Origin of the sequence: uncultured Sphingomonas sp., assembly GCF_937871615.1 — a bacterium.
Lineage (GTDB): Bacteria > Pseudomonadota > Alphaproteobacteria > Sphingomonadales > Sphingomonadaceae > Sphingomonas.
In genome coordinates this window covers 163526-190077 of record NZ_CALMPA010000022.1, presented here as the reverse complement: position 1 = coordinate 190077, position 26552 = coordinate 163526, and the positions used below count along the sequence as shown (strand labels likewise).

The window sequence follows — 26552 nt, the reverse complement described above, 5'->3', positions numbered from 1 at the left end:
CGCCGCCCTCCTGCCCGTAATCCGATCAGATCAGCGGGTAATTCGAGGTGCCCAGCTCTTCCCGAACGGGATCTGATCAAACTGCCACGTGGAGACGCGGTTCGAACTGGTCGAGAATATCAACGATCCGCGCTATCGATGCGCCATCAAAGACATCACCGATTCCGTTCAGGGCTGCATCGGTGAACGGGGGTTCATATAGAGCAGCCGGATCCATCTTACCGGACGCCGTCAGATATTCGACGATCTGCTCGACGAAATAGATTTGTCGAGGTGACAAAACGGTGCCGGCTAGCGCTGCATTGAACGCTTCCTGCGCCGCTCGCCGATCCAGCCCGACCAGCGAACGGATGAAGTCCGGCATGTCCGGCATCTGCCGGATAAGCTGGAAATCAGCACTTTCGGCGAGCCCCGCATCGAGGAACAATTTCTGCAGTTCATCGAGGTCGCTGGGCGTCAGCGGCCGCCCTTGCCGCAGCCGAACCAACGTCACATGATCGGCATGCTCGTCGACATAAGCGCGCGCCTTTCGCCGGAACTGAGCCAGCGACGATGCGCCGCCAAGGTCGACGAGGTCGATCTCACGCTTCTCGCCCATCACATCGGTGAAGTCGGTGCTGACGACCACCTGCTTCCCAGGCTCGATCAGGCTCATCAGCCCGCGCAGCCGGCGGCGCGCTATCTCCACTATCTCTGGCGTGGCGTCGGTCCACCATTCGGTGGTCTGCACCTCGAGGATCAGCTCCATCTGCCGTGCGACGTCAGGGACTGCCCCCTTTGATTCCAGCTGATGCACCTGTTCAACGAACGCCTTGCGCAGCGGATCGAAACTCGCTCGGCGGAGCATCGCGAGCTGAATGCGCAGGCACAGCAGATCGAAGCGCTTGGCGTCGACGTCGGGATCGCTCATCCCAGTAGGGAGGCCCGCTACGTGCTCGACCAGTTCGTGACGGTCCTCCTCGCCGAGATAGTCCCAGGCGCCGGTCTCCTGATATTTCTCTACCCAGCGGCGCTTGGCGCGGACGATGAAATTATCGATCGGCATTTCGGTGACCTCGCCGCGAAGCTGATCGCGGACGCCTTCATAAAGCCCAAGCTCGTCACCTTCGCCGCGATAGTCCGTGCGCTCCTCGCGCACCGTCTTCACGATTGCGTCGCGCGGCGGCTGCATAAGCCCGAGCAGCTCGACCCGCGCAGCGAACAACCGTTCGCCAAGCGGCGCCACCGCACGCGCTTCGGTGCCGTCGATCCGGGCGTTGAAGAAGTCGAGATTGCCGAGATAATCGAAGACGTAGAAAAACTCCTTGTCCGTGCGATTGCCATCGGCATCGACGAAGATCCCCTCGCGCAGGCGCGTACCGCGGCCGATCATCTGCCAGAATTTAGATTTCGACCGGACGATCTTGAAGAACACCAGGTTCAGGATGTCGGGAATGTCGATACCGGTATCGAGCATGTCGACCGACACCGCGATGTGCGGCGCCTTGTCCGGCACCTCGAAATCCTCGATCAGTGAGTGGGCATATTTTACCTGGTTGTCGATCAGCCTGCAGAACTGCCCTTTCAGCGCGGGATAGTTCGCGTCGAACCGCTCAACGATGAATTCGGCATGCTTGTGGTTCTTGGCGAAGATGATCGTCTTGCCCAGCCGATCGCCGCCAGCGACCTTCAGCCCGTCCTGCATCAACTGCTTCAACATCTGATCGATGGTGTCCTTGTTGAACAACCAGTCGTTGATCGCCGAGGCGCCGACCTCGTCAGGCGGGCCGTCCTCCCCCCAATCGGCCTCGTCCCACGCTTCCTTGTCGGCGTCGCTAAGGTCATCATAGCGAATGCCGTCGCGCGGAAATTTCAGCGGCACGTCGACTGCTTTCGGCGGCACCAGGAATTCGTCGCGCACTGCCTGCGGCAGGTCATAAGCGTCGGTGGGGACGCCGTCCTCGAGTTCGAACAACGTGTAGGTGTTCTTGTCGATCTCGTCCTTCGGCGTCGCGGTCAGGCCGACCAGTGCGGCGTCGAACCAGTCGAAGATCGCCTTGTACTTGCGATAGACCGAGCGATGCGCCTCATCAATGATGATCAGATCGAAATAGCCAGGACCGAAGCGCTGCTTGGCGTCCTGCCGCGCGCGTTCGATCAGGTTCATCATCGTCGGATAGGTGGCGACGAACACCCGCCCCTCCCCATTCGGCTGCAAACACAAATTGACCGGAGAACTATCCGGCAGGTGCTTGCGGAAATTGCCCGTCGCCTGCTTCACCAGCGGCACACGGTCCGCCAAAAACAGAATGCGCTTGGCCCAATTGGCGCGCATCAACACATCAGTCAGCGCGATTGAAACGCGGGTCTTGCCCGAACCGGTCGCCATCACCAGCAACGCCTTGCGCTGATTCTCGCCGCCACGCTCGCCATCCTCGAAACGGTGACAGACCGCGCGGATCGCCTTCTCCTGATAGGTACGGCGGCCGCCGCCAGCGATGGCGCGATTGGTCGGCACGGTGCCGAACGGCGCACGCGCGCCGCGCCGTTGGATCATCAGCTGCAGTTCGTCGCGGGTGCGAAAGCCGGAGACGGGGCGAGGCGGATAACGCAGGTCGTCCCAGATCCAGTGATCATAGCCGTTGGAATAGAAGATGACCGGGCGCTGGCCGAACTGCGCCTCCAGGCAATCGACGTAGAGCCGTGCCTGTTCCTTGCCCTCGCGCGGATCCTTGCGCGAGCGTTTGGCCTCGATCACCGCCAGCGGCTTGCCGTCCTCGCCCCACAGCACATAATCGACGAAGCCCGCGCCTTTGCCGTCGGCGCTGCGATCGTTGGGCATGCCATGGACCGGGAATTCGATGTCGCGCGCATCGGAAAGCGGCCAGCCAGCCTCGCGCAGCAGCACATCGATGAACTCGCGCCGGGTGGTCGCCTCGTCATAGTCATGACCGGCGTCGCGGCCCTCATTGGCGTGACGTAGCGCGGTCACCTCCGCGCGGATCGCCGCCAGCTCCGCCTCCAGCACGGTGCGGGCATCGGCATCGGCGAGCCGCGCCTTGCGCTCGGCCTCCAATTGGGCGCGGCTGTCTTCGGCCTGCTTCTCCAGCTTTTGCACTTCATCGGCGCTGGTCTGGGCGGGCGGCGCAGCGCCGGTCGGCAACAGATCGGCGGAGAAGGCGAGTTCGGCGGACGGTGGCGTGGTGGAATAGCGGGTCGCGAACCACAGGCCGATATGGAACAGCTCGCGCAGTGCGCTGACCGATTGCAACGAGGCGAAGGCGCCGGGATGCGCGGCGCGATTGCCGATCTTGCGGATCAGGTCGATCTTGGTGCGGATCATCGTCCCGGCGAGCTTGTGGAAGCTCGGCTCGGCGATCAGAGCGGCGAGATGATCGTTATAGGGCGCCTTTAGCTCGGCATCATTGTCGTAGAGCCAATGAACCAGCGCCTCGATCGCGAGGCGACAATGCACCGCCGCGCCACGCGGATCGGACAGCGCCTGCCGCTCGGCCATCGCGACGTGATCGGCGAGGAAGGGGAATGACGCGAGGAAGGCAAACTGCGTTGCCGGAACGGGCGGCATGGCGCGCGGCGTGATGCCGCCCCCGATCTTCAGGATCTTGCGACCGCCCGGTCCGGTGGTGGTCATGAGTTAGAGTTCTCCCCGGAAGGCGCGATGCTGGAGGGAGGTGAAGAGTGAATCCGCCCTCACCAGCGCCTCTTTACCGTCAGCTTGCAATAATCGCACCCCGGCGAGGCGCTTGGAGAAGCGGTCTTGGAGCGAGGTGTCGGCAACCTTTATCTCCAACTTCTCGAACTCCGACTTCTTAAGGATTGGCAGCGTTGTCGAAGCACCCTTCCCGCGAAAGACTATAATATCTCGCAGCGCTTTGATAGCATAGTAGCCAAAGTCATTGCGAACAGAGTCACCCCATTCGATCGCATTGATCTGTTGGTTGAACGCAGAGTCCCTGACTGCTTGATCCATCTTGCCAATGGTCGCGCCGATACAGCACACGAGCGTTGAGCCGGCCGATACCAACCGCGACTTCTTGGCTCCATCGGTCGTAACAAATCTTGCCGATTCTGCGCCAGAGCCAAGGTCTCCGGGAGTGACGAAGGGAATGTTGCCACCGAACATTCCACTGCTCGCGCTTGGCGGAGTAGAGCCTGTAACGACGCGGCCAAGGCTTTTGAGTGGCGCAGGGTGCACGTTGAGACTGCCGAACATATCGTCAAAGATTGATTGTCCGACCTCGGAAAGACGAGAGAGCGATTGACGGCGCAGGCGACGCAAATCGTCTGCCTGGTCAAGAATTGCCGAAATTCGACGCTGCTCCGACAGGGCGGGCAGGGGAACGTCGACGCGACGAATGTTCGCCTGAATGATCTGCGGTTGCGATGTGCCGGTCACCACATCGTCAAATCCACGACGTTGAAGCCAACGAAACAGGTAGCGTCGGTCAACCTGGGCTTCATCGAGCTCGTCGAGCGCCATCGCATTGCCGTTAATGTAACTCCCGGCTGGGACGAGATGGACTTGGCCGCAAGAGCCTCGACACCCTACGGCGATTGTCTCCCGATCGTGCGTCAAGCGGTTGGTGAAGCCAATCCTCCCATTGGCCCCAAAGACCGGATTGCCACTCTCCAGCATCTCTTTGCCGGAAATGACCGGCCACTGGCGGGGTCGACAAATAGAACCCAGTTCCACAGTCTTCACCCCAACATCTCCTCAAGCCGCGCCAGGCCCTGGGCGATCTCGTCCTCCAGTGCGCGCAGTTCGCGGATGATGTCCTTGGGCGCGACATGCTCGACCTCGGCGTGCACGACTTCCTTGTAGCGGTTGATCGACAGGTCATAGCCCGCCGCCGCGATGTCCTCGGGCGATACGCAGAAGCTCTGCGCGGTGCGGGGATTGTCGCGTTCGCCGCCCGCCCGATCGGCCCAGCGGGCGAGCGCGTCGGGTAGATTGTTCTTTGCGTGCTCCGCATCGGTCAGTGCGCGCGCCGGAGCGGGGCCGAGCAGGCTTTCTTGGAGTAGCTGGTTGCGCTTGTCGTCCAGGCTCATGCCGTCGGCTTGCATGTCATAAAACCACACGAAATCGGTGCCGCCGCGCCCGGTCTTGGTGAAAATCAGGATCGCGGTGGATACGCCGGCATAGGGGCGGAACACGCCGGAGGGCAACGAGATCACTGCCTCCAGCCGATGCTCGTCTACCAGCAGCTTGCGCATCGCCTTGTGGGCCTTAGACGAGCCGAACAGCACGCCATCAGGCACGATCACCGCCGCACGGCCGCCGGTCGACAGCAGCCGCAAGAACAAGGCGAGGAACAGCAGTTCGGTCTTCTTGGTGTTGACGACCTTGAGCAGATCCTTGGCGCAGCTTTCGTTGTCCAGGCTGCCCGCGAAGGGCGGGTTTGCCAGGATCATGCTGTAATGGCCGGCATCGTCGCCCCCACCTTCGGCTAGGCTGTCGCGATAGGTGATGCGCGGTTCCTCGATGCCGTGCAGCATCATGTTCATCGCGCCGATGCGCAGCATGGTCTCGTCGAAGTCGAAGCCGGTAAACGCCGCCGTCTCAAAATGCTTGCGCTTCTGCGGGTCCGAAAACAGATCAGGGGTCGTGCGGCGCACATGCTCGGCCGCCATCATCAGGAAACCCGCCGTGCCCGCCGCCGGATCGCATACCGTGTCCGCCGGGCCGGGGTTCATCAGCCGCACCATCAGGTCGATAATATGGCGCGGGGTGCGGAACTGGCCGTTCTCACCCGCGCTGGAAATCATCGACAAGAGATATTCGTAGACGTCGCCCTTGGTATCGCGATCGTCCATCGGGATTTCATCCAGCCCCTGCACCAGCTTGTCGAGCAGGGCCGGCTTGGTGAAGGCGAGGCGCGCGCCTTTCATGTGGCTTGCCATCACGCTCTCCGCACCGCCCAGCGTGCGCAGGAACGGCATCAGGTGCGCGTCGACGATCTCGAACATCCGCTCGGGCGGCTCGTTCTTGAACCGCGACCAGCGCATCAGTTCATAGGGGCAGCCGCCGTTGGCGAAGCCGGGCGTGTCAAGCCCGTCCTTGTCGTCGGGAAAGATTCGGCGCGCGACATAGCCCTGCTTGCGCAAGCCGATCGCCTTATTCTCCTCCAGCGTCTGGATCTCGTCGATCCGCTTGGCGAACAGCAGGTAGGTGATCTGCTCGACATTGGTGAGCGGATTGGCGACGCCCCCCTCCCACAGATTTTTGCGCAGTCGTTCGATCTGGCCGCGGATTTCGCCGGTCAGCATGATTCACTCGTCTCCACTATTGATCGGCATCTGCCAGAGGCGGGCCCAAAGGCGCTCCTGAAGCTTTGCCAAATTTCGCTGTTGCTCGTCTATCCGTTCCCGCACGGCTGCTATTTCGACCAGCTGATTCTCTGCCCGGCCGCATTCTTCCTCCGTTGGCAGGGGAAGAGACAGGCCGCGAAGCGCGCTGATCGGCAAGGTGCGGACGGTTGTGGCGCCGCTCATGCTCTCAAGTTTTTCCCGCACCCATGGCGCGGTGAGCAACGCGTTCAGCACGCCCGAGGACGAGATATGCGGGTTCGGCTTCAGCCTGATGATGGCCAGGCTCTGCGAGATGATCCAGGGATCGTTCATGCTCTCGGCGAGGGCGGCATCCACGCCGTCTACCATGCCGACGATGCCGACATTGCCCTTGATGCTGACGAGAATGTCGCCGGGACGGACCGTCGCGCCTTCGACTCGTGATTTCTCCTTCAGATCGAACGCCTGCTGCTTGCGGGGGGAGCGCACGATCCCGTCGATCAGATCGGACGGCGCGATCTCCATCGCGGTGAGCGGGGGATCTTCATCGGGCTCGCGCAGCGGCATTGGCGCCTTACCACGCTCGACGTTGGCAACATCGGCAAGGGCCACGACAGGATTCCGCGTTAGAGCCTCCTCCAAGGCCGCGAGGTTTGCCGATTTCAGGTAACGATCGGGCAGAAGGCTGAAGCTGTTCGCTGCCAGTTCCGCGACCGGCACATCTGCCGCACGATCGGTGTCTTCAGCGCGAAGCGATCGAAAGCGTTCGAGATGCTGGACGATCATATTCTCCTGGACGCGCCCGGTGCTGGTCTTGTCCATCGATCGACCATCGATCATCCTCACGCTCGATGACGAGCCGGGTTCGAGGCGGAGCAGCGATGTGGAGATCGCGGTGGCGGGCCAGAACATCCCGGCCGGGAGGCTCAGCACTGTCGCGCGATATTGCGTAACCCACTTCGAGCGAAACTCGGTTTCCCCCTTCGCTTCTCGAAACAACGTACCGTCCGGAACAAGGGCAGTGAACGACCGCCTCGCCAGCGGCGCCAAATGCTCGATATGATGGCCTTCGAACGTGCCGCCCTTCTGCATGCGCATGCCGAAGGGGGGAACAGAGACTATATGATCAAAGTGCCCCAAGGGGGACGGTTGCTCTCCGGGATTCTCCGTCAGAAACGCCGGCATGAATGATCCGTCGATCGGATTTTCACGTCGAACCCTCAACAAGCGGCAGGCCGCGCGAGCGATCAGCGCCATAACGATCGCAACATCCCGATCCGCGTAAAGCGTTACGTCTCGTTCGCTCGCGAGAACCCATGCAATCGATGCCGCCCCGGGAAAGAGACAAGCCACCGAATCGGACAACGGCAAGTCCAGCAAGCGCGCGATCGACCGCGCCAGCGGCAATGACGGACCTGCGCCAGCTTGACGCCGATCAGGATGAATACAATGCGCGACTTCAGCATTCCAATCGATCGGGCCGCCAGCTTCACGCCGCAAGAAGCTTAGGCCGTCCTCCACGAACTCCCAATCCTGCGAGGAAAACCCGGGGTCGGACAGCCAGTCGCGCGCAGCGATCAGTGCGTCTCCATGGCCATCACCGGTAAGCCGGCCCGCCAATGCTTGAAACATCGCACGGCCATCGGCCTGCTCTCGTTGCTCATTCCAGCCAACCAACACAGCGACCGACAACATCAACGCGTCGGCAGAGTTCACGCCACGCGCCCGGGCACTCTCGTCGAGCTGCTGGGTCAAACAGTTCGACATCAATGTTTGCCCTGGCGCCGCGAGGTCATCGGATAAGCGGTAATCTCACGGCCTCCGGCTTCAACGACCACCATCCCACCCTTGTCCATGGCGCGAACGGCAAGACGCCGCAATTCATCGCATTCCTTTAGGAGCGCCTGGATGACCTTCTTTCCGAGAACGCATCGATCCCCCTCCCACGTGCCGTGAGCAAGAGTTAGATCGAGCAGGTCGCGGGTAATGCCGCGCTGATTCATTCGTTGATCCAGATGCAGGGTCATAGCGATCTCCATGACTTCTAGTATCATCACATAATCCTCCAAGCCAGGGATTATGTGATGATATTTTTATCGCCAGATCCGTACCCCCGTGGTCGCCCATTTGATCCCTGAACGTCAGTAGTGGATGGTGGCGAGGCGCATTGCCAAGTATCTAATGCCGCGCGCGTCAGCGGCCACTCTCAGAGACGCGGCACTAAAATCGTCCAATGATTCGAGTGCCCATTTTCGCCAGCGGCTAGGCCATAGGTGAAGGCACCATGCTCGTCGAAGGCCGCAACCAGATTGTCGGCCCGAGCAATTTCGAAACACGGTTCAGCCTTCCCTACCACCGTGATGGTCTGCATCGCGGGTCGCTCATAGTCCGGCCAGCAGATCGCTTCGATCTCCATGTCCACGGTTGAGCGGAGCTCCGGAGGGAGCCGCCGGGATGCAACCAGTCGCGACGCTCGAGATTATGCCGCAGGCTCAGATTAGTTCAATGACAACTGATTTCGAAAGGCCTGCAGGCTCGATCGCGACGGTGCGTTGTTCCAGAACTTTCACGATCTCGCCGACGAAATAGTGCTTCATGTCGTCGGGAAGATCGCCAGAGACAATCTGTATGGTGATCCCGGCGGAGCTATCGCGATCCGTTGCTCGGCGGAGTATTCGCTCGGCGTCGACGGCCAGAATGAGGGAAACAGCCGAAACCATCTCCGGAAGAGTGGCAAGATCGATATATTTCCTGCTCCTGTGCAATTGCAGATCGCTAAAGCTAGCTTCCAGCACCGTCTTGCCCGATATGTCATAGATCGACCTGCGCAAGGTTATGCAGGTCCCCCAGAACTCCGTGGCGCTGATGACCGCGATGGCGGCACGGCCATCAATGCCCGGCCGCTTGATGGTTTTGGGCCGCCAAGGGAAATCCCTGAGATCGTCACCCGATGCGGCAATTCGGAGATCGCGAGGATATTCGGGAAACAACCGCCTGCATTCGTCGGTCCAGCCGCGAAAAATATCATAGGGCGAAACGCTTCCCCACCGATCATAGCCCGCCACCCATCTAGCATCCATTGGCTGGAGCGGCGCGGGGGTGAGATCGGGCGCCACAGGCAGGGGATCGATGGTATTCAGCCGCCCATTGGATTGTGGATGGCGAGGCACGATGGCATCGTCGACACGGCCGCCACGCGCGCGCTCATAGATGAGCCTGCAGGGCACCCCGAGCGAAGCCAGATCGTCCACTCCGTCCTTCGCACCGGCAAGCAGAGGATGCCGACGAGCGCCAAAGATCGCTCGGCGATATAGCCAGTCAATCCGATCCCAAGGCCATGCCCAATCACGCGGCGCGTCTGGGAAGTTCGCCAGAAGTGCCTTGGCCTGAAGGACTTGCGCGTCGAGGTTTTCAAAGCGGCCCGAACTTGACCTAGCTATGGCCAGATCGATGTCGCCAACGGTGGACTCATCTCTCATCAAGCTCCCGAACAACCAGACTTGGTCCACTCGGCTAATCGCTTCTGGATCGCGATTGAGTTCATCCACACGCTCTAGAAAGGCGTCAAGCACCCCCTTTGCCTTTTCCAGTGGCGTTCGCGGCACCACTTTAGATCTTACAAGGGTCAGGCCAGCCTCGGTGACCTTTCCCGTGGCACGGTCGATCAAATGACGGTCAAGGCATTCCTCATAAACGATCGCGCCATCTCTACGGTGAGGAAACACGCTTTTCAGGTCGATCAGGCTGGCGGGGCTTTTTGTGCGAAGATAGCCTATTAGGGCATTCTTGAATGTCGACGCCCGGTAGCCTGCGACCCGCAGGTCGCGATCAAATGAGATGCCCATTCAGTGCTCTTGATCAGCGATGTATCGTCTCTGATTGCCACAACGTCGAACCGCTGTCTGCTATCACTTGGCGCATCCCTAATGACGACCGACACAAATTCTCCAATAACTCGAGTGCCCATCTTCGTCACCTATGGGGCACCATTTTCTTATTCTCCGACATCTAGCATCATATATCTAAGCCTTGAGAATCCTAGGCTTTCCGCTCGTTGTCATCCTTTCTCATTCATCTTCATCCTCGTGATCCGCCCCCAAGGTGAGGGCGATCCGGGGGCTTGGCATCCAAGGGGACCGCAATCGGCTCCCAAATAGGAGGGACTCCTATGGCTCTTACCGATTCAACGATCCGCAGCGCCGAGCCGCGCGAGCGCGAACAAGCTCGCAGACAGCGGCGGGCTATACCTGCCGGTGACGCCAGCCGGTGAAAAAATTCCGGAAGCTCAAGTTCCGCGTGGCCGGCAAGGAAAAGAAACTCTCACTGGGCGCTTACCCCAGCGTGAAGCTCGCGGATGCACGCACGGGTCGCGATGAAGCCCGGGCGCAGTTGTCGACCGGCGGTGCTTCTGCCCACGAACGCAAGATGGAAAAAACTGCCGCCATGCTCGGCGTATCGCGCCGGGGCAACAGCCGCCGACGTTCAAGTGTCGCCCGCCCAAGCTCGCGCCACCCAATCCGCACGGTGGGTGCTGTCATGATTTCAGGCATCAGACACGGGGTGGGCTCGAAGCGCCGCCAAGACTTGCTGGAGAATCTGATTTGCCTGCCACAGGTCTGCCTCACTAAACTGGTCACCCATTCGATCCGCCCAAGCAGCCTGCCTATCGCGGACCTCGGCGAGCTTTTTTGCCCCAACAGGCGTCAGCGTCAGCAATTTGGCCTTCCGATGTGCCGGGTTGTCGTCAAAGCGAACGAGCTTCTCGGCAACTAACAGGTCGGCCAACCGCTGTACGCCTTGACGGGCAACACCCAAAAGCCGAGCCACTTGCGCCACAGTTGACGGCGCGCGCGCCGCAGCCGCGAGCACCTGCCACCGTGCGCTGGTCAGGCCGGAGGGCCCGGAAAGCGCGTCTCCAGCTTGGGTCAGATGTCCGGCAGCTTGAAGCACGCAGATCGCTAGTTCGGAAAAGGCGTCACCCTTTGCCGATCGAGCAGGTCGAGGGATGCGTTTGACAACATGTTGTCGTTGCCGTATCAAATTGCCCATGACAATATGTTGTCATAATTTTTGCGCCTGAACAAGCGCCGGAGAGCAACGCTCATCTTACCGGAGGATCAATCGATGAAGAAATCCCATCGCGGAAGCTGCCACTGTGGCAAGGTGACGTTTGAAGTAGACCTCGATCTCAGTGCGGGTACCGGCAAGTGCAATTGCTCGATCTGCGCCAAAACCCGCTCGTGGGGAACCGTGGTAAAGCCATCCGACTTTCGTTTGCTCACGGGGCAAGATGACCTCTCCGAATATCAGTTCGGCAGTTATTCCAACCACCACCTCTTTTGCCGCACGTGCGGCGTGCGCCCGTTTGGACGCGGCCATCTCGATGTGATGGGTGGCGACTACATATCAATCAACGTTGCCGCTCTAGACGATGTGTCGCCGGAAGAGCTTGGCAATCTTCCGATTCGATTTTCAGATGGTTTGCACGACAACTGGATGACCACCCCGAAGATAACTTCATATCTTTGAATGTGTTATACCAACGGTTATGTAGGCACCCATCACCGTGGACAGCAGCAAGCGGGGGCGGTCGGGTATCAAATTATTGATTGCGCGATGGCCCGCCCTTCCGAGTCCTGTAAGCCACCATTCCCGGTCAAAGATAAGCGCTGTCCCGATAGGCATCACTTCATCCTTGGCGAAGACGTGCTCCAGGGCAGCCTCCGAATCCGATCGTCAGCCATGCAGGAACCGGCGCAGCGCGGCGAGGCTCGCGTTTCTCGTCGCTTTGCTCACCCGCGCGTCGGGCATGACATCATAGCCATGGAAACCGCCGGGGAAGACATGAAATTCCGTCGGCACGCCCGCGCGTAGCAGGCGGCGCGCATATTCCATGTCCTCCTCCAGAAACAGATCAAGCGAGCCGGTCGAGATGAACGCGGGCGGCAGGCCGGTCAGGTCCGTCGCACGGGCGGCGGCGGCGTAATGCGACACGCCATTGATCCCCGGCTCATGCCCGAGCAGCGCCGACCAGCCGAAGCGATTGTTCGACACATTCCAGATGAATTCCCCGACATGCGGGTTGGGATCGGCGGCGGTGCAGGTGCGGTCGTCGATCATCGGATAGATCAGAAGCTGGAAGGCAAGCCCGAATTCGGCGCGATCGCGCGCAAGCAGCGCCAGTGCCGCGGCCAGCCCGCCGCCGGCACTCTCGCCCATCACGCCGATCCGCGTGGCGTCGATGCCGAGCGCCCCGGCCTCGCCGAACAGCCAGCCGAGCCCGGCGTAGCAATCTTCGATCGCGCCGGGAAAAACGGTCTCGGGCGCAAGGCGATAGTCGACCGACACGATCGCGCAGCCCAATTCCCTGACAAGCCCGCGATGCACGCCCTCCATATCCTTCGCCGCGCCAAGGACATAGCCGCCGCCGTGAATATGATAGATCGCCGGGAGCGGCCCGGCCGCGCTTTCCGGGCGATAGATGTGGAGCGTGATATCGGGCGCGCCCTCCGGCCCCGGCACGTCGCGCCGTTCCAGCGCCACTCCCGCTGTCTCGAACGGTGGCAGGGGAATCGCCCGCCCGCGCGCCAGCGGCAGGGTTTCCGCCGTAAGCGTGGTGGTCGGCCAGAGATCGAGCAGCGGCGCCACTTCGGGATCGACAAGGTGACGGCTCGACATGTTCTCTCTCCTTGTGCCTACTATGGCGCCCCATTCTTGCGAGGCAACCGCCTCGAACGCCGCCGCAACGGCTTCAGCGCGCGACTTCGGCGGTTTTCGCGCTACAGTCCGTCGGCTCACCTCCATGGAATCGGAAAAAAAGCCATGCTGCCCGCGCGCACTTTCAGCGTCTCGATCGACCACGAATGGCGCGCCTTGTATGAGCGAATCTGGCGCCCGGAATTCTTCCCGAACTGGGCATCCGGGCTCGCGCAATCAAACCTGCGTTTCGCGCAGGATGCGTGGCTTGCGGATGGCCCCGAAGGCCCGATCCGCATCCGCTTCACACCGCACAATGCGTTCGGCGTGATGGATCACTGGGTGGAAACGGGCACTGGATCGCAGGTTCATGTGCCGCTGCGCATCGTGCCCAACGATGACGGCGCGGAGGTGATGCTGACATTGTTTCGTCAGCCCGACATGGACGATGAACGGTTCGCGGCGGATGCCCGATGGGTCAACCGCGATCTCAAGCGATTGCAGTCACTGGTGAGGCGCCAGGCGACCGGCCCCAAATGAACCGGCCGCACGAGGGCGGCGATCAGGCTTCCTGGATCGCCGACAATTTCCAGACGCGATCCACGCCGCGCGCGAAGGTCCAATATTCCAGCGTCTCGCTGAGCGCATCGCGCGAGCCTTGGGCAAGCGCGCCGGTGGCCCGATCGCGCATCACGTCGCGGCTTTCGTAGCGCATCGCGATCGTCGCATAATCGGCGCCCGCCTCGCTCCACGCCTCAGACACCTCGGCGTCGATCAGGCGCGTATCGGTCACCTCGTTGCGCAGCCCGTGCGTCGCGTTCCGGCTCAGTTCCTCAGACAGATAAGACATGATCTCCGGCGTGGCGAGTTCGCGCAGCCGCGCATAATCCTCGCGCCCGAAAGCATCCTGCACATCGGTGAGCAGTTGCTCGAAATCGCGCTGATCGGCGGTCGTGATCGCAAGATCGGCGCCCTGATCCGCCACCGGCTGCGGCGCCTGTGGCGTCGCCACGCCACCCCAGGGGCCGGCTGACGACGGCGACGGGCTGAAGTCGCCGACGCTCCCGCCCATCACCGGCGCCGCCTGCGGCTGCCGCCGACGACGGAAGAAGCCGATGACCAGCCACAGCAAGCCGCCGATCACCGCGATCTGGATCAGTGCGGCAAACATGCCGCTGCCGCTCTGCCCCCATCCGCCGCCGAGGAAATGGCCGAGCAGGCCGCCCGCGATCAGGCCGCCGAGCAGGCCGCCGCCGAATCCGCCGAAGCGGCTGCCGCCGGGCCGGGCGGCCTGATTCTGGGCCGCAGCCGGATTGTAACCGGGGGCCGCCTGCGCTGGCGAACGTGGCGCCATGGAGCGTTCGACCGGCGGCACATAACGCGGCGAATTATCGGTCTGGCGCGGTGCGCTATAGGTCCGCGAGCCACGGCTGCCGAAGCTGCCGCCGCGCCGCGCGTCCGCCGCCGTCGCGATCGCGCCGGACAGGCTCAACACCACCATGGACAAGGCCAGAACGCGGGCCGGCTTCTTCTTCACGACATATCTCCTTGGAGCGCGGATATAGGCGCGTAAAGCACCGCTTCCAATCGCCTGCAAAGGCGGATTTGCTCCAGACACAATTCGACACTCAATGCGCGCTCCCCTGCCCCTCGGGCAGCCCCCGCAGGACCGGAAGCACGCAGAGCGCCACCGCCACGATCATGATGCCGGGCATCAGCGGCGAGCCGGTGCGCCCGATCAGCAGGTGCGCGAGATAAGGCGTCAGGCCACCGAACAGCACGGTGGCGGTCGTCGCGCCAAAGGCGAGGCCGCTCAGTCGCCCCTCGCCCGGAAACAGTTCCGCGGTCGCCACCGCGCCAACCGCGCTGACCGCGCCGCCAAGCGCGGCGAGCACGATCGCGCCAAGCAGCGCCATCCAGAATATTCCCTGTGCCATCAGGAAAAAGGTGAAGATCGGCACGACCACACCGGCAAAAGCGAGCATCAGCAGCACCCGCTTTCGCCCCAGCCGATCCGCGAGAATCCCGGCAAACGGCGTGACCAGGATCACCACCGCCGCCGCCAGCGTGGAAAGCCACAACGCCTGTGCTTCACCCATCCTGCTCACGCTGGTGATGAAACTCGGGACATAAGCGATCCCGACATAATAAGTGATCGAGCCGAGCGCCGATATCGCAAAGCCACGCGCGATCGCCGACCGATGCCGCCTGAGGCTGAGCAGCAATGGTCGCCGGGGTATCGTGGCGGTCAGCCGTTGCCTGACGAAATCCGGCGATTCCTCAAGCGTCGAGCGCGCCACGAGGATAAGCGCGGCCAGCCCCGCGCCGACGAGGAACGGGATGCGCCAGCCCCACAGATCGAGGCTCGCCTGATCCATTGCCGCGACGGTGAGCGCCGACAGGCCGACCGCGAGCAGCGCTCCCACCTCGCTCGCCGCCGACGCCAGCGAGGTGACGAGCGCGCGTCGCCCCGGCGGCGCGCCTTCGAGCAGATAGGCGACCACGCCGGTATATTCGCCACCCACGGAGAACGCCATGATGCAGCGTAGCAGAAGCAGCAGGCCACCGGCCCATGGGCCGATCCGCGCATAAGTGGGCAACAGGGCCGTGGCGAGCATCGCCGCCGTCATCATCGCCATCGACACCAGCATCGCCAGCCTGCGACCGTGACGATCGCCGATATGACCAAAGACGATCGCGCCCACCGGGCGCATCAGATAGGCGATGGCGAACCCCGCCAGCGTCTCGCCCAGCGCAGCACTTCCGCCGCCGAAGAAGGTCCGCGACAGAACCGTCGCGAGATAGAGATAGAGCGTGAAATCATACCATTCGATGATCGTCGAAAGCGCGGCGATCACGATCGAGCGATTGGTTATGCGCCCTGCGCCTGCTTCCTGTGAGCGCCCGCGCCGCGTTTCCCGGCCCATCCCCCCGGCAGACGGCCCCCTGGCGGTCATCATGCCACGCCCTTTTTCGCCTCGCTGCTCGCACGCGATAGCGCAGGCGGCGATCCGGCGCCAAACGGAAAACCGGCAGGCGCCGCGCCGTCTTGCCGCACCGCGTGATTGCCGCCATCATCGCGCGCATAAACCGTGGAGGCATGTTTGATCCGACCCCTTGGACTGGCGATAATGTTCGTCGCAACCCCGCTTGCCGCCGCCGCGCCAGCTCCAACCGCAACGACCGACGCCTTTCGCGGCAGCGAGGCGCGGGACGGGCTGCTCGCGGTACATATCGACAAAGCGGGCGGGCGCATCCTGCTGACGCTCCCCGCCCCCGCGACGGACGGCACCTCGGCTCGGATGCTCTATACTACCGCGCTGCGCACCGGGCTCGGCTCGGCGCCCACCTTCCTCGATCGCGGGCGGGTGAGCCCGGCACGCGTCCTCGCTTTCCGCCCGATCGGCAGGAAGGTTGCGCTTCAATTCGAAAATCCCCGCTTCCGCGCCGCCGGCACGCGCGCGGATCGTGGCGATTTCGGGATTTCGACCGTGTGGATGGGCGATATCGTCGAGCGGCTGCCCGGTGGCGCGCTGGTGATAGACATCGCCCCGTTCCTCGCGCAGGACACGCTTGGCATCGCCAAATCGCTCAATCAGGAAAGCGGCTCGTTCGTCGCGGGTGAAGCGCAGGGCGCGGGCAAGGCATTCCGGCTCGATGACAGGCGCAGCGCCGCCGATCCCGGCTCGATCAAGATATTCCCCGACAATATCGAGGTCGATGCGATCCAGACCTTCACGTCCGAAAAGCCGGGCGACGAGGTGGAGAATATCGTTCCCGATCCGCACAACGTAAGCTTCACCGTGCATCACAGCTTCGTGCGGCTGCCCGCTCCCGGCTTCGTGTCGCGCCCCTTCGATCCCCGGATCGGCGGCTTCTCCACCCAGGTGGTGGATTTCGCCGCGCCGCTCGGCACCGATGCGGTGCGCGATCTCGCCAATCGCTTCCGGCTCGAAAAGGTCGATCCCGGCGCGGCGCGCTCGCGCGTCAAAAAGCCGATCGTCTTCTATCTCGACCGTGATACGCCGGAGCCGATCCGCGGCGCATTGCTGAAGGGCATCAACTGGTGGGGCCGGGCGTTCGACGACGCCGGCTATATCGACGCTTTTCGTGGCGAGTTGCTGCCCGAAGGCGCGGACCCGATGGACGTGCGCTACAATATCGTGAACTGGGTCGATCGCGCGACGCGCGGCTGGTCCTACGGGCAGGAAATCGTCGATCCGCGCACCGGCGAGATCGTCAAGGGCATGGTCGTGCTCGGCTCGCTGCGCGCGCGGCAGGATATCCAGATATTCGAAGGGCTGGTCGGTGCCGCGTCGATGGGCAGCGGCGGCCCGAACGATCCGATCCGCGTGGCGCTGGCCCGGCTGAGCCAGCTTGGCGCGCATGAGGTCGGCCACTCGCTCGGCTTCGCGCACAATTTCGCCGCCAGCACGCAGGATCGCGCATCCGTGATGGACTATCCGGCGCCGCGCATCGGGCTGGTGGACGGCAAGCCCGATCTGTCCGACGCCTATGGCACCGGCGTGGGCCGGTGGGACATGGCCACCGTGCAATGGCTCTATGGTGACGACGCGCAGGCCGACGCGCACGCCGTCGCCGCAGTCTCGGCGGGGCTGCGCTACGTGCCCGATGAGAATGCCCGCGCCCCCGATACGGCGCAGCCATGGGGCGCATTGTGGGACGATGGCGACGATCCGATCGCCGAGCTGAACCGGCTGATGCAGGTGCGGCGCGTGGCGGTCGATCGCTTCGGGCTGGCGAACCTCAGCGCGGGCGAGCCGGTCGCCAATCTGCGCCGCCGGTTCGTGCCGGTGTGGCTGCTGCACCGCTATCAGGTCGCCGCGGCGGCCAAATCGGTCGGCGGGGTCGATTTCTCGTTCGCCGTTTCCGGCGGCGGGCATGAAGCGGCGCCGCCCGTCTCCGCCGAGCGGCAGCGCGCCGCGCTGTCGGCGCTGCTCGCGACGCTCGCATCCGATCAGTTGCGCGTGCCCGCGTCATTGCCGCCGCTGCTGTCGGCGGCGCGCAACGGCAGCGACAATCGCCAATATGATATCGAACTGTTCGCGACCGCCGGGGGGCCGGTGTTCGATCCACTGATCGCCGCCGATGTCGCAGCGGAGGTGACGCTCAACACGTTGCTCGCGCCGAGCCGGCTGCAGCGCGTCGCGATCCAGCACGCGGCCGATCCGGGCGCGCTCGGGCTGGATGAACTGCTCGACCGGCTGCTCGCCGCCACGCTTCCCGCGCAGACCGACGCGCTCCAGCGGCGCATCGCCTATCGCACCATCGTGACGCTGGCGCAGGTCGCGCATCGGCAACAGACCAGCCCGGATGTCGCGGGCACGATCAACGCGCGCCTCAACCGCGTCGCCGACCAACTCGCGCGCCGTCGGGGCGCGGACGCAGACTGGGCCGGCGATCTCGCGCGGCGCCTGGGCGATCCGCGCGCGCTTGAAAAGCTCGTCGCCGAACGACCGCGCACCAGCACGATCCCGCCCGGCGACCCGATCGGCGGCGGCGAGGATGATTGGATGGACGTGGCGACGCTGCGCTGAGCGTCGCCGCCCCGGCCTGCGCGCGTGTGGAAGCGCCGCCGGACCGACAGATCAAACGGGAGAGAATGATGCGCGCGCTTGCCCTGGTTCCGATTGCCGCCGCCCTGCTGCCTGTCGCCGCGCTCGCCGCGGAGCCGGCGCCGTCTCCGGCGTTGCGCGCCGCGGTGAACGCGCCGAGCCGCACGCCGGCGAACGTGGCGCGCGATCGTTACCGCCATCCGGTCGAAACGCTCGCCTTCTTCGGGGTCAGGCCGACCGATACCGTTGTGGAAATCTGGCCGTCTGGCGGCTGGTATACCGAGATTCTGGCGCCCTATCTGCTCAAGCGCGGCGTGCTTTACGCCGCCGCCGACAGCGACAAGGGGCTGAACGGGGTGCGCGCGCTCGCGGCGGCGCATCCGGCGGTGTACAAGGGGCTGCGCCACGCGATCTTTCCCGCCGCCGCGGGGCAGGCGCGCGTGCCCGACGGGACAGCGGATGTCGTCCTCACCTTCCGCAACGTCCATAACTGGCGCTTCGGCGCGACCGACCGCACACAGGCCGCGTTCGACCAGATGTTCGCGATGCTGAAGCCGGGCGGCGTGCTGGGCGTGGAGGAGCATCACCTGCCCGAGAATCAGCGCGGCGTGGAGGAAGGCAAAAGCGGCTATATGAAGCGATCGAGCGTGATCGCTTACGCCACAAAGGCCGGATTCCGGCTGGTGGGCGAAAGCAAGGTGAACGCCAACCCCAAGGATACGCATGATTATCCGGGCGGCGTGTGGACGCTGCCGCCGGGTTATGCCGAGAAGGACAAGGATCGCGCGCGTTACGCCGCGATCGGCGAAAGCGATCGCATGACGCTGAAATTCGTCAAGCCACGCTGAACCGCGCAGGCATGGGCGGATAGGGGACGGACATGATCGAACTATATCATTGCGCCGATGCGCGTTCGTTCCGCGCGCTCTGGGCGCTGGAGGAGATGGGGCTACCCTATCGCCTGCATATGTTGCCCTTCCCGCCCCGGCTGTTCCGCCCCGAATATCTCGAACAGAATCCGCTCGGCACGATCCCGCTGCTGATCGACGGCGATGTTCGGATGACCGAATCCGCCGCGATCCCGCAATATCTCGCCACCCGTTACGGCCCGTCGCCCCTGGCCGTCGGCGCTGATGAGACCGATTATGCGTTGTGGCTCGACTGGCTGCATCGCAGCGAGGCGACGCTCACTTTCCCGCAGACGATCATCCTGCGCTACACTCGGCTTGAGCCGAAGGAACGCCGGCTCGATCAGGCGGTGGCGGATTATACGCAATGGTTCCTGTCGCGCCTGCGCCACCTGACCCGCACGCTCGCGGAGCGGGAATGGCTGTGCGCGGGGCGCTTCACCATGGCCGATCTGTGCGTCGGCTATGCGCTGTTGCTGGCGCGAAATCTCGGCCTCGAACACAAATTCAGCCCCGAAATCGCGGCCTATTGGGAGCGATTGAACAGTCGACCGGCCTTTCTCGCCGCGAAGGCCGCGCAGGAATAGCCCGCGCGAGACTATTCCTCGGCGCGCCGGGCCACATGGTGTAAGGCGCGCGGATGGCCGAGACTCTCGACGATACGATCATCCAGACGCCCGATGGCCCGATGACCTGGGTGGAATGGAAGAAGAAGAACCCGGTGCAAACGCCGTCGCGCCGCACCAAGGGCAAGGATTTGCCTAACAAGGTCAAGCGCTTCACCAAAGAATAGCGGCAATGCCCACGATCATTCACATCGACGATATCGCCGATCCGCGGATCGAGCCCTATCGCGATATCCGCGAACGCGATCTGGTCGGGCGCGCCGGTTGCTTCGTCGCCGAGGGGCGCGTGGTGATCGAGAAGGCCGTCGCCTCCCCGCTCTTTCGGCTGGATTCGCTGCTGATCGCCGCGCGCCGCCTGGACGCGATGGCGGACGTGCTGTCGCAACTCGACGATACGACGCCCGTGTTCGTCGCAACACAGGATGTGGTGGACGGCATTGCCGGATTTCCGCTCCATCGCGGATTGCTCGCGATCGGGCGCCGCGTGGCGCCACCTGGCGCGGAGCAGCTTCTCGGCTCCCTCCCGGAATCCGCGAACGTCCTTGTGCTTTCGGCCATCGCCAACCACGACAATATGGGCGGCATATTCCGCAACGCGGCGGCCTTTGGCGTGAAGGCGGTGTTCCTGGACGCCGATTGCTGCGATCCGCTCTATCGCAAGGCGATCCGCGTCTCGGTCGGTGCGGCGCTGCTCGTGCCATTCGCGCGGTTTTCGCATGGCACGGATATCGTTGGCCTTCTCGAAGGCCGGGGCTTCCAGGTCGCAGCACTCAGCCCGCGCGGGCGCATCGAACTGACCGAGCTGATCGTGGCGAAGCGCAACGCGCTGATGCTCGGCGCCGAGGGAGCGGGCCTGTCTGCCGATATTCTGGCGCGCGCGCACAGCGTCCGCCTGTCGATGGCGGGGGACTTCGATTCGCTGAATGTCGCGACCACCAGCGGCATCGTGCTGCATCATCTCCGGGCGGCTGCCACCGGCTGAAGCCAGTCAGCGATCGTGCAACTTCGCCAGCGCGATGCCGGCAAGGTTCTGGGTGCGCTTCACATAGCGTATCCGGATGCGCCCCGGCGGTCGCGGGAGCAGGCGGAACGCCTCCATATGGCGGATGCAGGCGGCGGGGCAGCGCACCGCGCCATTCGCCTGCGCGATGACCGCCGCCGCGTCGCCAAGCAGCACCGGATCGGCCAGCCCGCGCGCATAAGCGAGGCGCATCGCCTCGATCAGCGCGAGCCATTCGGCGTCCATGCTGGTGCCGGGGCCAAGATCGCGCCTGATATGGCTCTGGCCGCCGATCACGACTGCCAGTTCCATACCGACCGGCAAGGGGCGACAGCCACCGTCGAAAAATATCTTCACCCCGCGCGCCATTCGCCCGGCGGCACATCCGCCACCGACCAGCCCCCGATACTCCAGCGCACCAGCCGCAACGTGGGATGGCCGATCGCCGCCGTCATCCGCCGCACCTGCCGGTTGCGTCCTTCGCGGATGACCAGCCTTAGCCAGCGATCGGGAATGTTCGCGCGGTAACGGATCGGGGGATCGCGCGGCCACAATGCGGGCGCCTCGATCCGCTCCACCTCGGCGGGGCGGGTCGGGCCATCTTTTAGCATAACGCCACTACGCAGCCGATCGAGCGCGGCGTCGTCAGGCTCGCCCTCGATCTGGACGAGATAGGTTTTGGGCAGCTTGAATTTCGGATCGGCGATCCGCGCCTGCAACCTGCCGTCATCGGTCAGCAGCAGCAGCCCTTCGCTGTCCCGATCGAGCCTGCCCGCCGGGTAAACGCCGGGCAGGTCGATGAACGCGGACAAGGTGGGGCGCGCCGTTTCGGCCTTGCGATCGGTGAACTGGCTCAACACGCCATATGGCTTGTTGAACAGGATCAGCCGCGTCACGCCGCGCCCGCATGGTGAAGCGAAAGGTTCGGCTCGGCACGGCGGATCATGGCGGGGCTTTATCCCGCAAAGACCCGCCTTGCCAATCATGCTCCGCTTGAGAAGACGCCCGCGCGCTTGCGAACGGATGCTCAGGCTATCAGCGCCCGCAGCCGGCCCGGATTGCCGGTGATGTCAACGCGGGCGCCGGCGACGCGGCGGCGATCCAGCCAGTCGCGCAGCAGCTCCGCGCTGGTATGATCGAGCGCGGAGAGGCGCGCGATATCGAGCTTCACCGCGCGGCCATGCGGCACCGCGTCAAGCGCGCGCGTCAGCTTGGGCAGGGTGACGAAGCTGGCGACACCGCTCAGCGCGATCTCGTTGCCCGCGTCGTCCTCCCGCTGCTCGACCGCCAACCCCAGCCGGCGGATATGCGGCACCAGTTCCAGCAGCGACAGCGCCAGCCCGACAAGCACCCCGGTCAGCAAATCCTTCGCCACCACCGTTATCAGCGTCGCCGCCCAGATCAGCGCCGGCAGCGCGCCATAATGGCTGAACAGGTGGCGGACATGGGCGAGGCTGACCAGCCGCCAGCCGGTGACGACAAGGATACCGGCCAGCGCCGCCATCGGTATCTCGCGCAGCAGCCACGGCAGCAGCGCGACGAAACCCAGGATCCAGGCGCCATGCAGGATCGCCGAGCGCCGCGTCACCGCGCCCGCCTGAACATTGGCGGAGGATCGCACGATCACCCCGGTCATCGGCAGCGCGCCCGCCACGCCGCACAGCAGGTTGCCCACGCCCTGCGCGCGCAGTTCCTTGTCATAATCGGTGCGGACGCCATCGTGCATCCGATCGACCGCGGCGGCGGAAAGCAGCGTTTCGGCGCTGGCGATGAACGCGATCGCCAGCGCGCTCGCGATCACCGCGGGATCGAGCAGCCGGGCGAGCGTGCCGCCATCGGGCACGTCGACCGCGGCGAGGATGTTTCCCGGCACCACGACGCGCGCCACTTCCAGGCCGGCGAAGAACGCGACCAGCGTTGCCGCCATGACCCCGACCAGCGCACCCGGCACGAGCCGCAGCGCGGTGGGGCGCAGCCGTTCCCAGCCGATCATCGCGACGATGGTGAGAAGGCCGATGGCAAAGGCCGTCTCAGCCCCGGCCATGTCACCGGGGCTGAGTTCGAAAAGGCGGCCCGGCATCGCCACGAGATTCTCCAGTCCGCTCGGCAGCGGCTTGGCATCGAACAGCACGTGATACTGGCCGATCACGATCAGCACGCCGATGCCCGCGAGCATCCCGTGCACCACCGCCGGCGATATCGCGCGGAACCAGCCGCCCAGCCGGAAAATCCCGGCGATCACCTGGATCAGCCCGGCCAGCATCAGGATCGGCCCCAGCGCGGACAGCCCCTGATCGCGCACCAGTTCATAGACGATCACCGCAAGGCCAGCCGCCGGCCCGCTCACCTGCAACGGCGATCCCGCCAGCGCGCCGACGACGATCCCGCCGATGATCCCGGTGACAAGCCCCTTTTCCGGCGGCACGCCGGAGGCGACCGCGATCCCCATGCACAATGGCATGGCGACCAGAAAAACGACGATCGACGCGGTGAAGTCACGCGTCGCATGGCCGCCACCGATGCGAGCGAGCAGATTGGCGAACATTATGCGGCCGCGCCCAACGCGGAGAGGCCGGTCGCGATGCGGCGCCCGGCGGCCAGCGCCACGGGCATCGGCCTGTCATCGCTGAGCGGCGCGAAATGGCCGGTATCGCCGTCTAGCGCGAGCACCTGCCCGGCGTGGATATCAATGAACCAGCCGTGCAGCGAAATCTCGCCGCGCGCGATGCCCGCTGCAACCGATGGGTGGGTGCGCAGGTGGACAAGCTGCGCCACGACGTTTTCGAGGCTGATCGCGCGTACCAGTTCGCCCTTGGTCATCGTGGGATAGGCATCGCGCGCGACATGATAGGCCGCGCTCGAATGGCGCAGCCATGCGGCGACGTTGGGCATGTCGCTGAGGCTGCCCGGCTCGGCCAGCGCCTTCATCGCGCCGCAATCCGAATGGCCGCAGACGATAATGTCACGCACGCCAAGCGCCGCCACGGCATATTCGACAGTCGACGAAACGCCGCCGTTCGCCTGCGCGAAGGGAGGCACGATATTGCCCGCGTTGCGGCAGACGAACAGGTCACCCGGCTCCGCCTGCATCACATGTTCGGGCACGACGCGCGAATCCGCGCAGGAGATCATCAACGCCTTGGGAGCCTGCCCATCGCTGGCGAGCCGCTCATAAAGTGCGCTTCGGGTTGAATAGACGTCCTTCTCGAACCGAAAGACGCGGCCGATCAGTTCGTTCATCGCAGTTACTCCTCGTAATCCGCGCCCGATGCGGGCGGCGATCGCGCGGAGATAACGGGCGGGTTTTGCTGCACCGCCGCACCTTTGTGAGAAAATATTTCAGCGGCGCGGGAGCCGCAATTCGGCGCGAAGCCCGCCTTCGGGCCGGTTGACGAGCCGCAGCGCGCCGCCTTCCATTTCAGCCGCGCGCGCGACGATCGCCAGCCCCAGGCCAAGCCCGGTGGTGTTGCGCCCGCGTGACGGATCGAGCCGGATGAACGGGCGCACCACATCCTCCAGCCGGCCATCGGGAATGCCCGGCCCGTCATCCTCCACACGAATGACGAGATCATCGCCCTCCGCCGTCACCGATACGCGCGCCTGCCCGGCATAATGGAGCGCATTTTCGACGAGATTGTCGATCGCCCGTTTCAGCCCGCCGGGGCGGACCTGCGCGCTCAGATGATCGTCGCCCTCGTAAATCGCGTCCGCGCCGCGATCGACGGCGGAATCTACGACCGTGGCGGCAAGCACGGCCACGTCGATCCGCGCCGCGGCTTCCGGATCGTGCTCGCCGCCAAGATAGGCGAGCAGGGACTGCACCATCGCTTCCATCTCCGCCACATCAGCCTCGAACGCGTGGCGCAGCGTGGGATCGGCGATCGCATCGGTGCGAAGCTGCATCCGCGCGAGCAAGGTGCGCAGATCGTGGCTGACCGCGGCGAGCGCCTGCGTGCGATCGGCGATCAACTGGCGGATGCGGATCTGCATCGTATTGAACGCGCGGATCAGCCGGCGCACCTCGGCGGGGCCGCTGACCGGCAGCGTCACGCCGCCACCGCGCCCGATCCGCTCGGCGGCGCGCGCCAGCGTCTCCATCGGGCGCAGCGTGCGGCGGAACATCAGCGCGCCGAACAGCAGCAGCACCGCCGCGGGCAGCAGTGCCAGCATGATGCGGTTGAGCGCGCGGTCGCCAAGGCTTGCCGGGGCAGCGGCGCGGAAATGCATCCAGGTGTTGTCCGGCAGCCGCAAATCGCCGATCAGCCATGGCTCGCGCCCCGCCGCCACCAGCCGCAGGCTGAGACTGGTGCCGGCGAGCGCCGGCTCCCAATCCACCACCTTGGCGCGCATCGCCTCAAGCGCGGGCGCGCTCGGCTGCGAGCGTTCGGTGGAGCCGGACCAATGGACATCGTAGCGATCGGTCGACAGCCGCCCGGCCATCGCGGGGCGCTCGGCCCATGGCTGTTCGGATATCAGCTTGCGCGCGATCACCAGATGTTCGGCCAGCCGCCGGGCCTCGTCATCGCGGATCAGCGCGTGGCTCGATCGCTCATAAAGCAGCGTGCTCGCCGCGAACTCGATCACCACCGTCAGCAGCAATATGCCCAGCAACCGGCCAAGCAACCCCACCGAGCGCCGCGAACCGCGGCTCACCGGCGCGTCACCTCGGTATTGAGCATATAGCCGATGCCGCGCACGGTGATGATCGGCGCCTCGCGCCCCGCGCTGGACAATTTGCGCCGCACCCGGCTGACCAGCACGTCCACCGAACGATCGGAGGCGTCACCCATGCGCGTGCGGGAAAGCTCGATCAGCCGCTCGCGCGCGATGATGCGCTGAGGGTGGTCGATCAGGCTGACGAGCAGATCGAATTCCGCGCCGGTCAGCGCGACGACGGCGCCATCCGGCGATGTCAGTTCGCGGCGGCGCAGGCTGACCTGCCAGCCATCGAACTCGGCGATGCCCTCCGCACGATCGGCCTGCTGGCGCTCCAGCCCGCCGCGCCGCAGCACCGCGCGCACCCGCGCGATCAGTTCCCGCGTGCCGAACGGCTTGGCGAGATAATCATCCGCGCCAAGCTCCAGCCCGACGACCCGATCGGTTTCGCTGTCGCGCGCGCTGATGAAGATGATCGGCACCTCGCTTTTCATCCGCAGCGATCGGCACAGGTCGATCCCGCTGGTGCCGGGCAACATGATATCGAGCAGCACGAGATCGACCGGCCCCGCCTCCAGCGCCAGCCACATTTCGGGGCCGGTCGCGCACGGGCGGACGACATAGCCGTTCTCCTGCAACGCCCGCGTGGTGAGCATTCGCAGCGCCGGATCGTCCTCGACCAGCAGGATCACCGGCGCGGTCATGCTGATCGGCTCATCGAAGGTCGAACGGTCATGGAATCTCTTATTTGCCCCGGCGATGTCTGGACTGTCCGTCCGAACGCTGAAGTTAGGCGGCTGGT

General features: G+C 64.3%; 24 protein-coding genes and 1 pseudogene. 8 read left to right on the top strand and 17 right to left on the bottom strand.

Translation table 11 applies throughout. The annotated features are described in order from the left end of the window. Positions 1 to 76: 76 nt before the first annotated feature. The 7 genes from Q0316_RS06260 to Q0316_RS06230 all read right to left on the bottom strand — a co-directional run bounded on the left by Q0316_RS06260 (position 77) and on the right by Q0316_RS06230 (position 10133). Complete coding sequence (locus Q0316_RS06260; protein WP_298670679.1) at positions 77 to 3631, bottom strand: DEAD/DEAH box helicase family protein; 3555 nt, start codon at positions 3629 to 3631, stop codon at positions 77 to 79. Positions 3632 to 3634: 3 nt separating this feature from the next. Continuing rightward, complete coding sequence (locus tag Q0316_RS06255) at positions 3635 to 4702, bottom strand: restriction endonuclease subunit S (RefSeq protein WP_298670678.1); 1068 nt, start codon at positions 4700 to 4702, stop codon at positions 3635 to 3637. After that, positions 4699 to 6267 (bottom strand): class I SAM-dependent DNA methyltransferase, encoded by a 1569-nt coding sequence (locus Q0316_RS06250; protein ID WP_298670677.1) that lies wholly within the window; start codon positions 6265 to 6267, stop codon positions 4699 to 4701. The genes Q0316_RS06255 and Q0316_RS06250 overlap by 4 nt, the downstream gene beginning before the upstream one ends. A 3-nt stretch (positions 6268 to 6270) precedes the next feature. After that, the gene (locus tag Q0316_RS06245) at positions 6271 to 8043 is read right to left on the bottom strand and encodes an N-6 DNA methylase (protein WP_298670676.1); all 1773 of its coding nucleotides are present in this window, start codon (positions 8041 to 8043) and stop codon (positions 6271 to 6273) included. 11 nt (positions 8044 to 8054) lie between these two features. Further along, positions 8055 to 8342, bottom strand: coding sequence for a hypothetical protein (locus Q0316_RS06240; protein WP_298670675.1), 288 nt, complete (start codon positions 8340 to 8342; stop codon positions 8055 to 8057). A 152-nt stretch (positions 8343 to 8494) separates the two neighbouring features. Next, positions 8495 to 8710 (bottom strand): hypothetical protein, encoded by a 216-nt coding sequence (locus Q0316_RS06235; protein ID WP_298670674.1) that lies wholly within the window; start codon positions 8708 to 8710, stop codon positions 8495 to 8497. Positions 8711 to 8780: 70 nt separating this feature from the next. Further along, positions 8781 to 10133 (bottom strand): hypothetical protein, encoded by a 1353-nt coding sequence (locus Q0316_RS06230; protein WP_298670673.1) that lies wholly within the window; start codon positions 10131 to 10133, stop codon positions 8781 to 8783. 421 nt (positions 10134 to 10554) lie between these two features. On the opposite strand from Q0316_RS06230, the gene Q0316_RS06225 reads away from it, so the two are divergent. Beyond that, a complete protein-coding gene (locus tag Q0316_RS06225; protein ID WP_298670672.1) occupies positions 10555 to 11061 on the top strand; it encodes an Arm DNA-binding domain-containing protein in 507 nt (168 codons plus the stop codon). A 9-nt stretch (positions 11062 to 11070) separates the two neighbouring features. Here Q0316_RS06225 and Q0316_RS19705 read toward each other — a convergent pair. After that, positions 11071 to 11337: pseudogene (locus Q0316_RS19705) on the bottom strand (MarR family transcriptional regulator); the annotation flags it as partial. 75 nt (positions 11338 to 11412) lie between these two features. Between Q0316_RS19705 and Q0316_RS06220 the strand changes: the two are divergent. Further along, positions 11413 to 11817 (top strand): GFA family protein, encoded by a 405-nt coding sequence (locus Q0316_RS06220; RefSeq protein ID WP_298670671.1) that lies wholly within the window; start codon positions 11413 to 11415, stop codon positions 11815 to 11817. Positions 11818 to 12024: 207 nt separating this feature from the next. Here Q0316_RS06220 and Q0316_RS06215 read toward each other — a convergent pair whose 3' ends face one another. Next, complete coding sequence (locus Q0316_RS06215) at positions 12025 to 12966, bottom strand: alpha/beta hydrolase (RefSeq protein ID WP_298670670.1); 942 nt, start codon at positions 12964 to 12966, stop codon at positions 12025 to 12027. Positions 12967 to 13110: 144 nt separating this feature from the next. On the opposite strand from Q0316_RS06215, the gene Q0316_RS06210 reads away from it, so the two are divergent. After that, on the top strand, positions 13111 to 13524 hold the full coding sequence (locus Q0316_RS06210) for a polyketide cyclase (RefSeq protein WP_298670669.1): 414 nt from the start codon (positions 13111 to 13113) through the stop codon (positions 13522 to 13524). A gap of 22 nt (positions 13525 to 13546) precedes the next feature. Here Q0316_RS06210 and Q0316_RS06205 read toward each other — a convergent pair whose 3' ends face one another. Together Q0316_RS06205 and Q0316_RS06200 are read right to left on the bottom strand one after the other, a co-directional pair. Further along, positions 13547 to 14521: a TIM44-like domain-containing protein gene (locus Q0316_RS06205; protein ID WP_298670668.1), complete on the bottom strand. Its 975-nt coding sequence runs from the start codon at positions 14519 to 14521 to the stop codon at positions 13547 to 13549. Positions 14522 to 14612: 91 nt separating this feature from the next. Then, on the bottom strand, positions 14613 to 15911 hold the full coding sequence (locus Q0316_RS06200) for an MFS transporter (protein WP_298670683.1): 1299 nt from the start codon (positions 15909 to 15911) through the stop codon (positions 14613 to 14615). A 204-nt stretch (positions 15912 to 16115) separates the two neighbouring features. Between Q0316_RS06200 and Q0316_RS06195 the strand changes: the two genes are divergently transcribed. The 5 genes from Q0316_RS06195 (at position 16116) to Q0316_RS06175 (ending at position 21076) form a co-directional block, all read left to right on the top strand. Next, a complete protein-coding gene (locus tag Q0316_RS06195; RefSeq protein ID WP_298670667.1) occupies positions 16116 to 18542 on the top strand; it encodes a zinc-dependent metalloprotease in 2427 nt (808 codons plus the stop codon). A gap of 68 nt (positions 18543 to 18610) precedes the next feature. Further along, positions 18611 to 19408, top strand: a complete 798-nt coding sequence (locus Q0316_RS06190) for a methyltransferase (RefSeq protein WP_298670666.1) — start codon at positions 18611 to 18613, stop codon at positions 19406 to 19408. A 32-nt stretch (positions 19409 to 19440) separates the two neighbouring features. Further along, positions 19441 to 20055, top strand: coding sequence for a glutathione S-transferase family protein (locus Q0316_RS06185; protein WP_298670665.1), 615 nt, complete (start codon positions 19441 to 19443; stop codon positions 20053 to 20055). Between the two features lie 53 nt (positions 20056 to 20108). Next, complete coding sequence (locus Q0316_RS06180; protein ID WP_298670664.1) at positions 20109 to 20261, top strand: hypothetical protein; 153 nt, start codon at positions 20109 to 20111, stop codon at positions 20259 to 20261. A 5-nt stretch (positions 20262 to 20266) separates the two neighbouring features. Next, a complete protein-coding gene (locus Q0316_RS06175; protein WP_298670663.1) occupies positions 20267 to 21076 on the top strand; it encodes an RNA methyltransferase in 810 nt (269 codons plus the stop codon). Positions 21077 to 21082: 6 nt separating this feature from the next. Here the strand turns inward: Q0316_RS06175 and Q0316_RS06170 are convergent, their stop codons facing one another. From Q0316_RS06170 to Q0316_RS06145, 6 genes are all read right to left on the bottom strand, one after another. Further along, entirely contained in the window at positions 21083 to 21451 is a 369-nt protein-coding gene (locus Q0316_RS06170) for a reverse transcriptase-like protein (protein WP_367179644.1), read from the bottom strand. After that, positions 21448 to 21990 carry a pseudouridine synthase gene (locus tag Q0316_RS06165; protein WP_298670661.1) on the bottom strand — a complete coding sequence of 181 codons (543 nt, stop codon included), beginning with the start codon at positions 21988 to 21990 and terminating at the stop codon, positions 21448 to 21450. Before Q0316_RS06165 ends, Q0316_RS06170 begins: the two co-directional genes overlap by 4 nt. Positions 21991 to 22121: 131 nt before the next feature. Next, positions 22122 to 23639, bottom strand: a complete 1518-nt coding sequence (locus Q0316_RS06160) for a SulP family inorganic anion transporter (protein WP_298670660.1) — start codon at positions 23637 to 23639, stop codon at positions 22122 to 22124. Beyond that, on the bottom strand, positions 23639 to 24334 hold the full coding sequence (locus tag Q0316_RS06155; protein ID WP_298670659.1) for a carbonic anhydrase: 696 nt from the start codon (positions 24332 to 24334) through the stop codon (positions 23639 to 23641). Before Q0316_RS06155 ends, Q0316_RS06160 begins: the two co-directional genes overlap by 1 nt. Positions 24335 to 24433: 99 nt before the next feature. After that, a complete protein-coding gene (locus Q0316_RS06150) occupies positions 24434 to 25747 on the bottom strand; it encodes an ATP-binding protein (RefSeq protein WP_298670658.1) in 1314 nt (437 codons plus the stop codon). Beyond that, positions 25744 to 26454, bottom strand: coding sequence for a response regulator transcription factor (locus Q0316_RS06145; protein WP_298670657.1), 711 nt, complete (start codon positions 26452 to 26454; stop codon positions 25744 to 25746). The genes Q0316_RS06150 and Q0316_RS06145 overlap by 4 nt, the downstream gene beginning before the upstream one ends. Positions 26455 to 26552: the final 98 nt, after the last annotated feature.

Excerpts from the sequence above, each read along its gene's own strand:
- Q0316_RS06195 (WP_298670667.1), top strand. The coding sequence starts at position 16,116 with ATGTTCGTCGCAACCCCGCTTGCCGCCGCCGCGCCAGCTCCAACCGCA.
- Q0316_RS06160 (WP_298670660.1), bottom strand. The coding sequence starts at position 23,639 with ATGTTCGCCAATCTGCTCGCTCGCATCGGTGGCGGCCATGCGACGCGT.
- Q0316_RS06200 (WP_298670683.1), bottom strand. The coding sequence starts at position 15,911 with ATGGGCCGGGAAACGCGGCGCGGGCGCTCACAGGAAGCAGGCGCAGGG.
- Q0316_RS06210 (WP_298670669.1), top strand. The coding sequence starts at position 13,111 with ATGCTGCCCGCGCGCACTTTCAGCGTCTCGATCGACCACGAATGGCGC.
- Q0316_RS06145 (WP_298670657.1), bottom strand. The coding sequence starts at position 26,454 with ATGACCGCGCCGGTGATCCTGCTGGTCGAGGACGATCCGGCGCTGCGA.
- Q0316_RS06250 (WP_298670677.1), bottom strand. The coding sequence starts at position 6,267 with ATGCTGACCGGCGAAATCCGCGGCCAGATCGAACGACTGCGCAAAAAT.
- Q0316_RS06185 (WP_298670665.1), top strand. The coding sequence starts at position 19,441 with ATGATCGAACTATATCATTGCGCCGATGCGCGTTCGTTCCGCGCGCTC.
- Q0316_RS06240 (WP_298670675.1), bottom strand. The coding sequence starts at position 8,342 with ATGATACTAGAAGTCATGGAGATCGCTATGACCCTGCATCTGGATCAA.
- Q0316_RS06260 (WP_298670679.1), bottom strand. The coding sequence starts at position 3,631 with ATGACCACCACCGGACCGGGCGGTCGCAAGATCCTGAAGATCGGGGGC.
- Q0316_RS06230 (WP_298670673.1), bottom strand. The coding sequence starts at position 10,133 with ATGGGCATCTCATTTGATCGCGACCTGCGGGTCGCAGGCTACCGGGCG.
- Q0316_RS06155 (WP_298670659.1), bottom strand. The coding sequence starts at position 24,334 with ATGAACGAACTGATCGGCCGCGTCTTTCGGTTCGAGAAGGACGTCTAT.
- Q0316_RS06220 (WP_298670671.1), top strand. The coding sequence starts at position 11,413 with ATGAAGAAATCCCATCGCGGAAGCTGCCACTGTGGCAAGGTGACGTTT.
- Q0316_RS06180 (WP_298670664.1), top strand. The coding sequence starts at position 20,109 with ATGGCCGAGACTCTCGACGATACGATCATCCAGACGCCCGATGGCCCG.
- Q0316_RS06175 (WP_298670663.1), top strand. The coding sequence starts at position 20,267 with ATGCCCACGATCATTCACATCGACGATATCGCCGATCCGCGGATCGAG.
- Q0316_RS06190 (WP_298670666.1), top strand. The coding sequence starts at position 18,611 with ATGCGCGCGCTTGCCCTGGTTCCGATTGCCGCCGCCCTGCTGCCTGTC.
- Q0316_RS06215 (WP_298670670.1), bottom strand. The coding sequence starts at position 12,966 with ATGTCGAGCCGTCACCTTGTCGATCCCGAAGTGGCGCCGCTGCTCGAT.